Annotated in this window: 11 protein-coding genes; 7 read left to right on the forward strand and 4 right to left on the reverse strand. The window is 54.1% G+C overall.

Going from position 1 to position 13,573, the window contains the following annotated elements:
• Positions 1–27: 27 nt before the first annotated feature.
• Both R5L00_RS14240 and R5L00_RS14245 read left to right on the forward strand, forming a co-directional pair.
• Positions 28–714 carry a hypothetical protein gene (locus tag R5L00_RS14240; RefSeq protein ID WP_107693177.1) on the forward strand — a complete coding sequence of 229 codons (687 nt, stop codon included), beginning with the start codon at positions 28–30 and terminating at the stop codon, positions 712–714.
• Positions 701–2,083 carry an alkaline phosphatase family protein gene (locus R5L00_RS14245; RefSeq protein ID WP_317652450.1) on the forward strand — a complete coding sequence of 461 codons (1,383 nt, stop codon included), beginning with the start codon at positions 701–703 and terminating at the stop codon, positions 2,081–2,083. The genes R5L00_RS14240 and R5L00_RS14245 overlap by 14 nt, the downstream gene beginning before the upstream one ends.
• A 30-nt stretch (positions 2,084–2,113) precedes the next feature.
• Here R5L00_RS14245 and R5L00_RS14250 read toward each other — a convergent pair whose 3' ends face one another.
• On the reverse strand, positions 2,114–3,307 hold the full coding sequence (locus R5L00_RS14250) for a pyridoxal phosphate-dependent aminotransferase (RefSeq protein WP_107693175.1): 1,194 nt from the start codon (positions 3,305–3,307) through the stop codon (positions 2,114–2,116).
• Positions 3,308–3,398: 91 nt separating this feature from the next.
• Here R5L00_RS14250 and uvrB point away from each other — a divergent pair, with 91 nt between their 5' ends.
• Positions 3,399–5,492, forward strand: a complete 2,094-nt coding sequence (gene uvrB / locus R5L00_RS14255) for an excinuclease ABC subunit UvrB (RefSeq protein WP_317652452.1) — start codon at positions 3,399–3,401, stop codon at positions 5,490–5,492.
• Positions 5,493–5,531: 39 nt separating this feature from the next.
• Here uvrB and R5L00_RS14260 read toward each other — a convergent pair whose 3' ends face one another.
• Both R5L00_RS14260 and R5L00_RS14265 read right to left on the reverse strand, forming a co-directional pair.
• Positions 5,532–5,876: an NrfJ-related protein gene (locus R5L00_RS14260; protein WP_258192587.1), complete on the reverse strand. Its 345-nt coding sequence runs from the start codon at positions 5,874–5,876 to the stop codon at positions 5,532–5,534.
• Positions 5,877–6,091: 215 nt separating this feature from the next.
• Positions 6,092–6,610, reverse strand: a complete 519-nt coding sequence (locus R5L00_RS14265) for a hypothetical protein (RefSeq protein ID WP_107693172.1) — start codon at positions 6,608–6,610, stop codon at positions 6,092–6,094.
• Between the two features lie 977 nt (positions 6,611–7,587).
• Between R5L00_RS14265 and R5L00_RS14270 the strand changes: the two genes are divergently transcribed.
• Positions 7,588–8,643: a calcium-binding protein gene (locus R5L00_RS14270; protein ID WP_107693171.1), complete on the forward strand. Its 1,056-nt coding sequence runs from the start codon at positions 7,588–7,590 to the stop codon at positions 8,641–8,643.
• A gap of 991 nt (positions 8,644–9,634) precedes the next feature.
• Positions 9,635–10,438, forward strand: coding sequence for a calcium-binding protein (locus tag R5L00_RS14275; protein ID WP_317652453.1), 804 nt, complete (start codon positions 9,635–9,637; stop codon positions 10,436–10,438).
• Between the two features lie 415 nt (positions 10,439–10,853).
• On the opposite strand, the gene R5L00_RS14280 is transcribed toward R5L00_RS14275, so the two are convergent.
• Complete coding sequence (locus R5L00_RS14280) at positions 10,854–11,060, reverse strand: hypothetical protein (RefSeq protein WP_258192586.1); 207 nt, start codon at positions 11,058–11,060, stop codon at positions 10,854–10,856.
• 200 nt (positions 11,061–11,260) lie between these two features.
• Between R5L00_RS14280 and R5L00_RS14285 the strand changes: the two genes are divergently transcribed.
• Both R5L00_RS14285 and R5L00_RS14290 read left to right on the forward strand, forming a co-directional pair.
• Positions 11,261–11,944 (forward strand): glycosyltransferase, encoded by a 684-nt coding sequence (locus R5L00_RS14285; RefSeq protein WP_317652454.1) that lies wholly within the window; start codon positions 11,261–11,263, stop codon positions 11,942–11,944.
• A 321-nt stretch (positions 11,945–12,265) separates the two neighbouring features.
• Positions 12,266–13,549: a SulP family inorganic anion transporter gene (locus tag R5L00_RS14290; protein WP_317652455.1), complete on the forward strand. Its 1,284-nt coding sequence runs from the start codon at positions 12,266–12,268 to the stop codon at positions 13,547–13,549.
• The last annotated feature ends 24 nt before the right edge of the window (positions 13,550–13,573 follow it).

A 13,573-nucleotide genomic window follows, 5' to 3' on the forward strand; every position in this document is an offset into this window, starting at 1 on the left:
GCTGAAGCGGAGGAAGCGGCGAAAATTATGATTGACGTCAGGCGAGACGGGTCCACCCTGTTGCCCCGACATGAGCGGCTTCTGGTCCTGGCTATGCTGTGCATAACGCCGTGGATGACGGGCTGTGCCCAAATCAAGTCGTTCTCGGTCGCCCCAAGCACCGTATGCCCCGGAGAGACGGTCGAGATCAATTGGACGGCTTCGGATAAAGTAACCTTGAACGCATCTCCTCCATTGGCGGGAGAAGGAGAAGGGCCGGCGGAAGGGCGGCGCGCTCTCGCTCCCGAACGCAGCACCCGGTTTACGCTGACGGTGCCGGGTTTGCTCAAGGGTGATCAACGCGAGTGGGACGTTCACGTCATCCCGCGCCAAAGCGACCGGTTGCTGGGCGGTATCGCGCGCTGTGACGACGCCCGGTTCGTGACCACGTCGTTCACCATTGAACAAACAGCCATGTCTTCCCGGGCCCGTGTAGCATCCATCGCCAATCGCTACGACCGTGCGCTGATTGTCATCAAGGACGACATCGTGGTCGAAATTCCTTCACACGGCGCCACAGACCGGTTCAAGACCGTGCCCCTTGTTGGCGCCTGGGTGATTCGTACCCCGGTGGCGCAGAACGAGACTTGCGATACGGCGCTTGATGCTGTCAGCGGGCGGCTGACCATAAAAACAGTCATGAGCTGCGGAGAGAGCGTGCATGGCGATCCTTGACCAGATACAGACGATCGTCATCGTGATGTTCGAAAACCGTTCTTTCGACAACGTTCTGGGGCACCTCAGCATGGCGCGCTTCGGCAATAGAAAGGATGTCGAGGGGTTAATCGATCCAGAGACCAATCTCGACTATACGAATTTTCTCGATGGGCAAGGCTATCAGCCGTTTGAATTGACAGACGGGTCTCTGCTGCATGATCTTCCACATAACAGGGTTCTTATAGAGGCTCAGCTGGGCAAGGCGGGTGCCCGCTACACGATGAGTGGTTTTGCGGATGCCTATTTCCGTCATACAGGCAGCAAGGTGGCGGATCCTCCCTCGATGGGTTTTCTCGCGGCCGCCGCAACACCGATGTCGAGTTTTCTGGCTGCGCAATACGCCGTGTGTGACCATTGGTTTGCCCCGCTCCCAACCGATACGCAGCCAAACCGCGCCATGGCCTACAGCGGGTATGCCCCGATTGACAATACCAAGCCTCGTCCTATTCCCATCGTTCCGGGCAGTTTCGTCTTTGAATGGCTGAATGCCCGCAACGTTAGCTGGCGGGTCTATCACTGCGGCATTTCCTTTTTCGCGCTCTTCGACCAGCTTCATGAAGAAGTGCTCGGGCCCAATTTCCGCAGTTTCCGGCACTTTCCCGCCGACATGGAAGCTGAATCACCGGGCCAGATGCCCAGCGTGATATTCATCGAGCCCGAGTACAGCGATTCGCCCGTCCATTTCGGCTGGACCCCTAATGACAATCACCCGCCGACGGCAATGGGCCCCGGGGAGAATTTTCTGAGGGATATATACAAGCTCCTGACAAAGGATGGCGATAAATGGAAGCGCACCCTGTTGCTGGCTATGCATGACGAGCACGGCGGGTTCTTCGATCACGTTTCACCGCTCGCTATTTCGGCTCCGCTTCCGCCAGGCGCGCTTTATCAGGTCCCGTTCGAGAGCACGGGCCCAAGGGTTCCCGCCCTTGCCGCATCGCCGTGGATACCGCCCGGCACGGTGTTCAAGGGTTCGATGGACCATACGTCCATATTGCAGTTGCTGGCGGAAAAGTTTGATGGCACGCCGGATTACAATGAAGAGGTGGCGCGCCGGCGGGAATCGGGGATACAGAGCGTTTCGGCACTGCTGGACCAGGCCCTCGACAGGCCACGAGCTGATGTCCCGTCTCCACCGGAAGATACCATTGTCAGTCCGGTAGCGCTGAAACCGGCGCTCGAGCCGCAGACCGATAGTCAGCAGGCCTTCACTGTTGCCGCGAAAGAACTTTTGGCGCACGACCGCAAGCGCGCGCTGGAGAAGTACCCCGAACTCGTCCAGTTGCCGGAGGAACCAGCCCCCGCTGCACCAAGGGCACCCCACTGAGCCAAGGTAACCGCGCCTTTAATTGACCCTTCAGGCCAGCGCCTTGGCGATACGGCTCAGCGCATTTTCCAGATTGGTCATCGCGGTCGCGAAGGAAAGACGGATATACCCTTCGCTGCCGAACGCCGAGCCCGGCACAACAGCGACGCCGCCGTGTTCCAGCAGATATTCGCTTAACGCGATGTCGCTGCTCTCGTTGATGACGCCCCTGGACCTCAAATTTCCGATCGCTTCCCGGACATCGGCAAACGCGTAGAATGCGCCTTCCGATAGCAGGCACTTAATGCCGGGTATCGCATTAAGCGCATCCGTCACGAACCGGTTGCGTTCCCTGAATGCGGCCACCATGGGGGTGATACAGGACTGATCGCCCGTAAGGGCAGCTTCGGCGGCCGCCTGCGAGATGGAAGCGGGGTTGGAAGTGCTCTGCGACTGGATGTTCTCCATAGCAGTAATGATATGCGGCGGGCCACCGCAATAGCCAATGCGCCAGCCCGTCATCGCGTAAGCCTTGGACACGCCGTTCAGCACCATGGTCCGGTCGTATAGGTCGGGACAGGCGTTAAGGATATTTACGAATTTTCCTCCCGAAAGAAGAATATGCTCGTACATGTCATCGGTAGCGATCAGGATATGGGGATATTTACCCAACACCTCACCCAGCGCTTTAAGCTCGTCTAACGAATAAACGCTGCCGGAAGGATTGCTGGGGCTGTTGATGACGAACATCCTGGTCCTGGGGGTGATGGCTTTTTCCAGTTGCGCCGCGTTTATTTTGAACCCCTGCTCGATACCGGCGTCAATGATGACTGGCTTGCCTTCGGCAATCAGGACAATGTCGGGGTATGAGACCCAGTAGGGCGCGGGGATGATGACCTCGTCGCCCGGGTTGATGACGGATAGCGCGAGATTAAAAAAACTCTGCTTGCCGCCGGACGAAACCAGAATTTGCCGGGGAGTGTAGTCAAAGCCATTCTCACGCTTGAATTTGGCAATAACGGCATTTTTCAGACCGGGGGTCCCACCCACTGCGGTATATTTGGTGAAACCCTTGTTAATGGCGGATATGGCCGCATCTTTGATGTGCTGAGGGGTGTCGAAATCCGGTTCGCCTGCGCCAAGCCCGATAATATCCTTGCCTTCCGCCTTGAGCCGGGCTGCGCGCGCAGTGACGGCGAGCGTAGGAGAAGGTTTGATGGACTGAACGCGTTTTGAGAGATTCACGATAGGATCCTTGCACCCATGCGAGCTAAGCCCGCGTGATAAAATTTGAAACGAAAAAATTTTTGAAAAATAGAGCCCGCGAATTATACCCGTGATCGTTACCTTCCCCAATAGTCCTTACAAACTGCACCAAGTGTTCGAGCCGGCCGGCGATCAACCAGAAGCGATTGAAAAGCTGGTGGAGGGGGTAGGGGACGGACTGGCGTTCCAGACCTTGCTGGGAGTGACCGGTTCAGGCAAGACCTTCACCATGGCCCATGTGATTGCACGACTGGGTCGCCCGGCGATTATCATGGCTCCGAACAAAACCCTTGCCGCGCAGCTTTATGCCGAGATGCGGGAGTTCTTCCCGGAAAACGCGGTCGAGTATTTCGTATCGTATTACGACTATTATCAACCCGAGGCATACGTTCCCTCGCGCGACCTCTTCATCGAAAAAGACTCCGCCATCAATGAGCACATCGAACAAATGCGGCTTTCCGCCACAAAGTCGCTGCTGGAACGCGATGACGCGATTATCGTTGCCACGGTTTCATGTATTTACGGGATAGGTGACCCGGTGGACTATCACGGGATGATCCTGCATCTGCGTGAACACGAGCAAATTACCCAGCGCGAAGCTATACAGCGTTTGACGGAAATGCAGTATGAACGCAACGATTTCGAATTCGCTCGCGGTACGTTCAGGGTGAGGGGAGACGTGCTCGATATTTTTCCGGCCGAAAGCTCGGAAACCGCGGTGCGGGTATCCCTGTTCGATGACGAAGTCGAGAGCATGACACTGTTCGACCCACTTACTGGCCGGGCCCTACGAAAGGTGTCGCGCTATACGGTATATCCTTCCAGTCACTATGTCACTCCGAGGAGCACTACTTTGCGGGCCATCGACACAATCAAGGCGGAGCTAAGGGACCGCATAGAGTTTTTTCACCAGCACAACAAACTGGTCGAATTGCAACGCATCGAGCAGCGCACCCGTTTCGATCTGGAAATGCTTAATGAACTGGGTTTCTGCAAGGGGATCGAGAACTATTCCCGCCATTTGTCTGGAAAGCTGCCTGGCCAGCCGCCACCCACTTTGATGGACTATCTCCCGCCGGGCACGCTGATGGTCATCGACGAAAGCCACGTCACCATTCCGCAAATTGGCGGGATGTATAAGGGTGACCGCTCGCGCAAGGAGAACCTGGTGGACTACGGCTTCCGTTTGCCTTCGGCGCTTGATAACCGGCCGCTGCGGTTCGATGAATTCAGGCAAATTATGCCGCAAACGGTGTTCGTTTCCGCGACGCCCGCAGAGTTTGAACGTGTGCATAGCGGCCAGGTGGTGGAGCAGGTGGTTCGTCCGACCGGGTTGGTGGACCCGCAGATCGAAATTCGCCCCGCCAGCACACAGGTGGACGACCTCATGTCGGAAGTCCATCTGCGCACTGCGCAGGACGAGCGGGTACTGGTTACGACCTTGACCAAACGTATGGCCGAGGACCTGACGGACTACTTTTCCGACCATGGGATCAAGGTGCGCTACCTCCACTCCGACATCGATACAGTGGAACGTGTGGAAATCGTCCGGGACCTTCGGCTCGGCAAATTTGATGTACTGGTGGGCATCAATCTGCTACGCGAGGGGCTGGACCTTCCGGAAGTATCGCTGGTTGCCATACTTGATGCCGACAAAGAAGGCTTTCTCCGTTCCGAGCGTTCGCTGATACAAACCATCGGCCGCGCCGCGCGTCATATTAACGGCAAGGCGCTGCTTTATGCCGACCGGGTCACAAATTCAATGCGGCTGGCTATGGATGAAACCGAACGGCGGCGCAACAAACAGGTGGTGTTCAACCAGGAACGTGGCATTACGCCTCGCAGCGTGCATAAACGCGTCAAGGATCTGATCGACGGCGTTTACAGCATGGAAACCGCCCAACAGCAACTGAAAGCGGCGCAAGTTCGGGCGCGTTATGATGCCATGAGCGAAGTTCAGCTCGCCAAGGAAATCAAGCAATTGGAAAAGCAAATGCTAGCCGCCGCGAAGAACCTCGAGTTCGAGCACGCTGCGGAGTATCGAGACGAGATAAAGAAGTTAAAAAACAAGCTCTTCGTTGGATTTGTTGAACCAGAACCTGAGGTAGATCAGTCGGACGCAGTCAGAACCCACACCAAGCGAAGAGCTGCTCCTTCACATTAATTTTCAGCTAGTTGCAATGTGCGTTAAGGTAAATTCTCTTTAGTTAACGACCGTTGCTGAATTAACGAAAATGATCTGATCAAAGGTGCGGTTGAGAGTTTTACTGTTGAAATTCTTCATCACCAGACTCTGCTCGAAACGCACTCGATCGCCGACCTTAACGCGGGTGGTCGGAGCCGCAATCCAGAACTTTTTTTCAGTATTCGCAATCTCCATGTACGTATATCCAGGCGCGTCCAGGGTGGAAAGAACCTTGCCTTCATTCGCCGCCATGCCAGCCGCTGCATTTGCACTGTTAGCTGCGGCTTTCTCCGCCAGCGCATGAAGGGGGCTCAGGGACGCGAGCCCTATGAAAAAAGCCACTGCCAATTGAGTTGTTTTCAAATCCAGCCTCCGTTCGGTTGAATATTTTTCAGAGCCGGCATAATACACCGCTAATCCCGCAACTCCAACAATGCCAATGGGTATACGCCTGCCCGGGGGTCAGGCATCAGGTCTCCAGATGGCCGTCGATACGAGCGGGAGAACCAAGCGTGCAAGCACCGCAAGAAAATCGAATAGGGTTACTGCTATAGTTTTCAGCCGGACGCCGCCATCTTTCAAGGCGCGCCCGTCCAGGGGTCAGCGGTGCGGCGCTCACTTCGGGAACTGGAACTGGAACCGGAACCGCCGGGGTCTGTTCGCGGATCGAACATAAGAAGGGACGGCGCCGAGCCATCCAGCAGGGTCGGGGAGCCCGGGATCTGGCGTTGCATCATCGTGATGCCGGGAGCCAGGGTGTTGGAGGATATCGATTCGGCAGTGAGCCGTTCCTGTTGTCTTTGAAGCACATTGCCGCTCATTCCGGCCTGGTTGTGCTTGTTTGCGCAATAGGCTGCGCCTTCCGCTGTGCTGCGGCCCGCTTTCTGCTCCCCGGCTTCACAAGCCAGTTTTTGATACACGGACATGAACGCGGATGCTTCCTTGTATTTTCCCGCTTTCATCAACTCCTTGACATGTAGTTGTGCCTCGCGGAAGCGGTTTTCAGGATCGCCTTGCTGATAGAGGGGAGGAGGATCGACGGCATGGGCGGAGCTGGTAATCAAGGCCATGAAAACGGTCAGGACTATAACTCTCATGTCTTTTCCTTCCATTGAGGGCGGGTTCTGGAATTATAGAACGGTGTTTTCAGAAAAAAAATAGCCTGCGTTGAAAATACGCATGCGCCGGGTTCGATTTTCCTATTGCCTGGTTGTTGCCAGCCGGCTAACCATTCGAATAGACAGGCAGGCATCCGAACGATATGTGCCTTGGCACGGCGTGCACGGAAATGAAAAAGACCCGGCAAGGAGTAGTTGGCCTATGCCGGGTCAGTGGCACCTACTACAAGAGGGAGAAAAAAGTAGGTGCCTGCATTATTCTGGCCGATACGCTTCGAATGCTCTGTTGCCCATCGCACATAAGATGAATTAATTGGTTCGTCGGCTTAATTCACTCCCGGGATTTGCGCATAATGTATATTATGTTAAATAAGCGATCGAAAATCTTCAAATGGATCCTGATTGGAAGAATGGATTCCGGATTCGCTGCTTCGATTTCAAGCTCCTCCATCTCCTCCCCGAATCCCGTGCCTCGGAGCCATCCGTATAGAGTTCTGTCTCCCTTATCGCGATTAAGCCAGTTTCATAAAACTAAAACGACGCCAGCTCGTCATTGTTTCTTATCTGTTCTCGCCGCATTGCGACCCAACGGTACCGCGTAAAGAAATATCTCAGACTCGTCCAGTTTGTCTCTGTTCAACGACAACGCTAAGTGTTTGTGATCAAGAGAGAAAGGTGTGCTGCGGCAAATAACCGCGCAAACCTGTCGTTGACATACGTCACCGTAGGGCCCGGAATATTAAGGCTAAAAGGGCCTGCCTGAATCTCTTCCTGTCGTAGCAAGATGACACCTGTTGCTTTAAAAGCAGCCTCATTGTCATCAATCAAGTTGCTGTTTCTATAGCAAATTTTATCCAGGCATAGATCATGCATTCCCTACTTCCGCAAGAGGGAGGAACGAGAGGGAGACGAGCTGGAAAATTAAAATTTTATTTTTAACTTCGAGGAAATCAATCATGGCAAATTTTTTTGGAACTGCTTTTAACGACAGCTTTACCGGCAATGGCAACGACGACAATATTTTTGGACAAGGCGGTAACGATACCCTGTCGGGAGCGGGTGGAGAAGACTTTATCGTCGGGGGAAACGGTAACGATCTTCTAAATGGTGGGAATGGTGACGACGTCCTTAAAGGTGAAAATGGTACCGACACCCTTAATGGCGGTAATGGCAACGACGACCTGGACGGCGGCAATGGGAACGACGATCTGAACGGGGGGGCTGGCAACGACAACCTGGTGGGAGGAGATGGTGGCGATGACCTGGTTGGCAACGATGGCAACGATTACCTGAACGGGGGCAATGGGAACGACGACCTGACCGGGGGAAATGGGAACGACAATCTGTATGGTGCAGATGGTAACGACGACCTGGACGGCGACAATGGCGACGACTACCTCTATGGCGGCGATGGCAACGACACCCAGACCGGGGGGGATGGCAACGACAACCTGAATGGAGGAAATGGCAACGACAATCTTAGCGGCGGCAATGGCGACGACGCGTTGTTCGGCGGGAATGGAGGAGACACAATCGCCGGAGGCAACGGGCGCGATTTTCTCCAGGGTGGCGATGGTAACGATAATCTTTCCGGAAACGCAGGTAATGACGTATTGCTCGGCGATGACGGAGATGACACGCTTAGCGGCGGAGCAGGCCGTGATATTCTGATCGGGGGCGCCGGCCAGGACGATCTCACCGGAGGCGCCGGGTTTGACTGGTTCGTTTACGCCCTGACGACTGACAGCCCGCAGGGCGCTGGGATGCGCGACGTTATCACCGACTTTGACGGCAATGGGGGTGGCGCGGGGGATGAGATTAATCTTTCTGCCATCGACGGCAATTTGAATGCGGGCGGACATCAAGCGCTTACCGCCGGTCAAGTGACGTATAACACCGGCAATGGGAATTTGAATGTCAACGTGATCGGTGATCCTGGTGCTGTCGATTTGCAAATCAGCTTGACGGGCGCTCCTGCCGTTAATCTTGCAGACGATATAATTCTTACGTGATAAGGGTTTCTTGGTGATCCACGCACGATTCTGACAATAGAAGGGGAAAAAAGTGGGGGTCAGACGCAAATGGTGCTCTAATTGCAGAGCACGAGTATGTGGTCTGACCTCCATTCATTTTCTTGCCAGGAAAAGTTTTTTTGCTGTATTCATCAGGTTTATTTACGAGTTGCCGCCATTCCACTTTCCTTATGACGAGGGTTGCCCGGACGAAGGAGACTGCTTTGGGCGCATAACCTGCCGCTTCTAACTGTAGCTTCTAACGGCGTTTCGACGTGCACAACCTATTGCCGAGCAAACGCTTTTACAGATTCCCATACGCCCTTCTCTTCCCTCTTCATCCGCTTCAAGCCGGGCCCGCAACCTTCCGGCTCACATCCCCGGTTATATACCTTTGCGCAACCTGATCCGGCGGCCGCTGGCGTGGCCATCTTGAGCAGAGCTATACCATATCCTTTCAAAATTGATTGAAGAATCGAGAAATCCTTGCGGACGCTAACGACATAGCGGCTAACGATATGCGACCTCTACAATGAGCAACATCCTACAGCGGAGTTGCTGCTCTCCGCTAATCAGTCCCATCTCCGCCTGTTCCCGTCATGCATGATCCTGAGCGGGAACAGGAAAAAATTGAAGGAAGCCTATCTCAGGCTCGTCAAAATCGTCGCGATTTGACGACAAAACTAAGGCTTGGCTTTCATTGCGGAAAGACCATACTGGCGTTAAGCAGTAGAAGTCGGTCTCCCTTGGGAGACAAGCAAAGGTTGTCGAAATCAATGACCAAAGGCGCGGCCTGAATCTGATCCTGTCGTACTAAGACGACATGGATTGCGTTAAAAACGGCCTCATTGTCATCAATCAACGGTTTGTTCTTCAGAATATTGTTTCTAGGCATAATTCCTGCATACCCCTAGTTTCACAAGAGGGAAGTCACGAGAGGGAGCAAACACAAAAGTAATGTAATCTTTAATCTGAAGAGAGGAAGACAACCATGGCAAATTATTTCGGAAATGGAAGCAACAACACTTATCCCGGCACGGGCTCCAAAGATGTAATCTTCGGCTTTGGCGGCAACGACACCCTGCGGGGAAACGGCGGCAATGATTTTATCAGTGGCGGAAATGGCGACGACAAGTTATACGGGGACGCCGGTAAGGACACGCTTAAGGGAGATGTGGGTAACGATCACCTGTACGGGAACGCTGGCGATGACAACCTGAACGGCGACACCGGCAACGACGATCTATATGGGGGGATCGGTTACGACAACCTTAATGGCGGGAACGGCAATGACAGGCTTTACGGCGAGAATGATGACGACGTTCTGTTTGGCGGCGCCGGGAACGACACGCTCGACGGCGGGAACGGGAACGATATCCTCGAAGGCGAGGGTGGCAACGATAATCTTAACGGTAATTCGGGCGATGACGTTTTGATTGGCGATGCGGGGGATGACTACTTTAAGGGCGGCGGCGGCAAGGACATACTGGTAGGTGGACCGGGCTGGGATAAATTTGACTACGATTCCCAAAACGAGAGCCCTAATAATTCCAGCCGCGACATTATTGTCGACTTCGATGGCAGTGGGAACAACGTAGGCGACATGATCGACCTTTCAGGCGTTGACGCCAACGCCAGCATGGCGGGCAACCAGGCGTTTACGCTCGGCCAGCTGTCCTACTCAGGGGGAGTACTGACCGCAAATATATCCGGTCCCGGGGGCGATCTTCAGATTCAGTTGAATGGCAGTCCTCCCCTCGATCTATCGGGGCCCTCGATAGACGTAGTTCTTTAAAACAAAAGCAAGTCAGAAATAAAATAAACCCAGGTCAGCGTGCACTCTCGGGCCCATGTGCACGCTGGCATATCGCGGCCGTTTTTCCGTCTGCACGTCCGTTTGCGTTGTGTGCTCTCGCCTTGCGAGGCGCCCTCACGCTTCTGCATCGCGCTTACTTGCAACGAGAGGATGCCTCTCTCCTTCAGGGATTCATCACCCTCCCCTAAACTTATCAAAGCGGCAAATGCCATATAACGGATCCGGCATGCGCCTGGCTACGGTCTTTCGAAGTAGACGAATGAATCCAGCACTTGATTTTTTTGGCTCAGTAAAAGAGATGTTAATTTAGGATTGGAGAAAACGCGGCGCAACCATGCTTCCTATTCCAGGCTCGAAATCGCGCCGGCTGCACGTGTGGCTGAACAGCTTTTCCTCAATTGCCAATAGCCTTTTTCTCCCCGGGCGAGGATGGCCATTTTGCAAAGGCAATAATCCATAGGAGAACCAGGATGCCTCCCGGAATCAGGGAGAGCAACGAGAGGCCGGGCTTGAAACCGGCCCGCTTGCAGATCCTCCAAAATGGCACGACGAAAAAGATGGTTGACGCTATCAGCCATTGCAGTATCGCAAATTCACCCATATTTCCTCCTCAAGCGGCAATGCTCCGCTCGGTTGCCCACTATACATTACAGTGCCTGCTGCCGTAATTTCCGCTCCAGGTATCGGTTTGTCTTTTGCCTGAGCTATCCATTTTGGCGATAATGGCGGTTTCCGATTCCGCCCTGAAGCCGTTCTTTTATGCATCTCTCGATTATTATCCCGGCCTTCAACGAAGAACGTATGATAGTACGCTGCCTGGAATCTATTTATATATCACTGGATGCAAATCACAACCCCGGTTTTACTTCTGAAATCATTGTAGTAGACAATAATTCCACGGACGACACCGCCCATCTGGCCAGGGCGGCAGGCGCGCGGGTCGTATTCGAGCCCATCAACCAGATCGGGCGGGCGCGAAACGCCGGCGCGGCTGAGGCACAAGGCGAATGGCTGATGTTTATCGATGCGGACAGTATTCTAAGTCCCGGTTTGCTTTCCGAGATTTTGCGCCTGATTGAAGACGGCAACAGCGTGGGATGCGGCAGTACCGTGCGTATGGAAGGATTGCCGTGGTGGGCGGACTTGACGCTAAAATTATGGACCGTGACGTCCGTTGTATTTCATTGGGCCGCGGGGGCCCTGGTCGTGTGCCGCAGTGATGGCTTTCGTGAGATCGGCGGCTTCAACCAGGAACTCTACGTTGCTGACGAAATTACACTGAGCCGAAAACTGAGACAGTGGGGGCGGCAACGCGGCCTTGAGTTCGTCATCCTTACAAGGTTTCCGCTGGAAACATCGCCTCGCAAGGTAGTGCTCTACTCCGCCGGTGAGCTTTTTGGCCAGTTTTCTCGGGTACTTCTGAACCCGCGCTGGTCATTGCGCGACAAGAAGCAGCTACCGATCTGGTATGATGGGCGTCGTTAAAACCAAAAGCGCGACACGACCCCTGCGCTCGTCGATTTGTAGGCATTCGCAAAGACGAGGTGTGATAAAGCTTGAATCACCGCGTAGCGGAGTACGAGATGGCGAGTTGGGCAGACGCTCGATCACCGATCAATACGAAACTTGCTCCCTGAGTCTTCGGTCCATCTTAAACCAGAGGGTAAACATTACCGTTAAGGCTCGGTCATGAGCTGCTGCGCAATGTGCTAACCAGGAGAACGTGTTATGTCGGCTATCCGCGTGAAACACCCCTCCCCCTACCTCCACTGAGTTTTCGCGAGTACAACCGGAAAACCACACATCTTGGCAATCTCCCGATCAACATCGGCGGCCTTTCAGAGTAAATACCTTGCTCGTGACGTCCAGGCTGGAGTCATAACCGGCGCAATGGCGATTCCCCTGTCCGTGGGAATCGCGCTGATGTCCGACTTTCCTATCAAGGTGGGCCTCGCAACCGTTGTGTTCGCATGCTTCATCGGCTGGGTTAATGCGTTTATCAGGCCCGGCAATTTCATCGGCGTGCCCGGCATTGCGGCAGGGCTGGCCCCCTTGCTTGCGGTGGGTGTCGAGCGGTTCGGCATGGAAAACATGCCTTTCCTCATCTTATTGACGGGGATCTCGCAGGCGGTGATATGGAAATTCAACTGGCAGAAATACATCTTGCGGGCGGTGCCGGGCTACCTCGTTGAGGGACTTCTGGCGGGAGTAGGAATGACCATCGCGGTGCGGTTCCTGGCTTTTACCTATGAGATACCGGCCGATCAGGAGTCACCGGAGACTTTCTGGAACGCGGCCCGTGCCCGGATGGTGCTGATCTCCCTGGCCGGTCTTGTATTGTTTGTATATCTGTTCTCCATCTTCAAGGATACAAAGCCGGCCCTGCCTTATTTCCTGTTGATCGGTGCGAGTATCGTATTGGCGCAGTTTCTGCCCGTGTCGATGCTGCACGTGGATGACGTGGAGCTTCGGTTTGTTCTTCCAATGCCGCATTTCAGCCAGGGATTGACCTGGGTTTATGTAATCGGGTTTGTCATTATTTTGACCGCCGTCAATGTTATCGAACAGGTGATGAGCAATGCCGCGATCGAAAAAATCGATCCTCTGGGGCGCACTTGCAGCAATAACAACAGTCTGTTCTCCATCTGGATTGCGAACATCGGCTCAAGCTTCTTCGGCGGCATGACCAACCTGGACGGGCTGGCGAAAAGCACCTCCAATGCTCTGGCGGGCGCCATGACCAAGTTTTCCATCCTGGTCATCGGTATAGTCGTGGCGTTCTTCGTCATGAACTCGCAGTACCTGGAATATCTGCCGAAGTTTTCCCTCGCGGCCATCATGATTTTCACCGGCTGGAAAATGATTTCCCGGCTTTGGAATGTTGCCTACCATGGCCAATACGCCATGATCCTGGCTATTGCCTGCAGCCTGATGGTATACAAAGTTGGCATCTTCGAGGGTCTGCTGACCGCCATTGCCGTGCACGGCCTGGTCAACTACCTGGTTTTCCACCAGGCGGGCAAAATTCCGACCAAGGTGATCATTAAAAAATACATGAAGAAATTTTCCGGGGACGAAGGTATCGATTAAGAAAATGGCAAGCCCCGATCGAGG

It is taken from the genome of Nitrosospira sp. Is2 (assembly GCF_033095785.1).
Lineage (GTDB): Bacteria > Pseudomonadota > Gammaproteobacteria > Burkholderiales > Nitrosomonadaceae > Nitrosospira.

Bases quoted from the DNA above. Each gene is read 5' to 3' on its own strand.
- R5L00_RS14240 (WP_107693177.1), top strand. From the start codon at position 28: ATGATTGACGTCAGGCGAGACGGGTCCACCCTGTTGCCCCGACATGAG.
- R5L00_RS14245 (WP_317652450.1), top strand. From the start codon at position 701: ATGGCGATCCTTGACCAGATACAGACGATCGTCATCGTGATGTTCGAA.
- R5L00_RS14265 (WP_107693172.1), bottom strand. From the start codon at position 6,610: ATGAGAGTTATAGTCCTGACCGTTTTCATGGCCTTGATTACCAGCTCC.
- R5L00_RS14270 (WP_107693171.1), top strand. From the start codon at position 7,588: ATGGCAAATTTTTTTGGAACTGCTTTTAACGACAGCTTTACCGGCAAT.
- R5L00_RS14275 (WP_317652453.1), top strand. From the start codon at position 9,635: ATGGCAAATTATTTCGGAAATGGAAGCAACAACACTTATCCCGGCACG.
- R5L00_RS14280 (WP_258192586.1), bottom strand. From the start codon at position 11,060: ATGGGTGAATTTGCGATACTGCAATGGCTGATAGCGTCAACCATCTTT.
- R5L00_RS14285 (WP_317652454.1), top strand. From the start codon at position 11,261: ATGATAGTACGCTGCCTGGAATCTATTTATATATCACTGGATGCAAAT.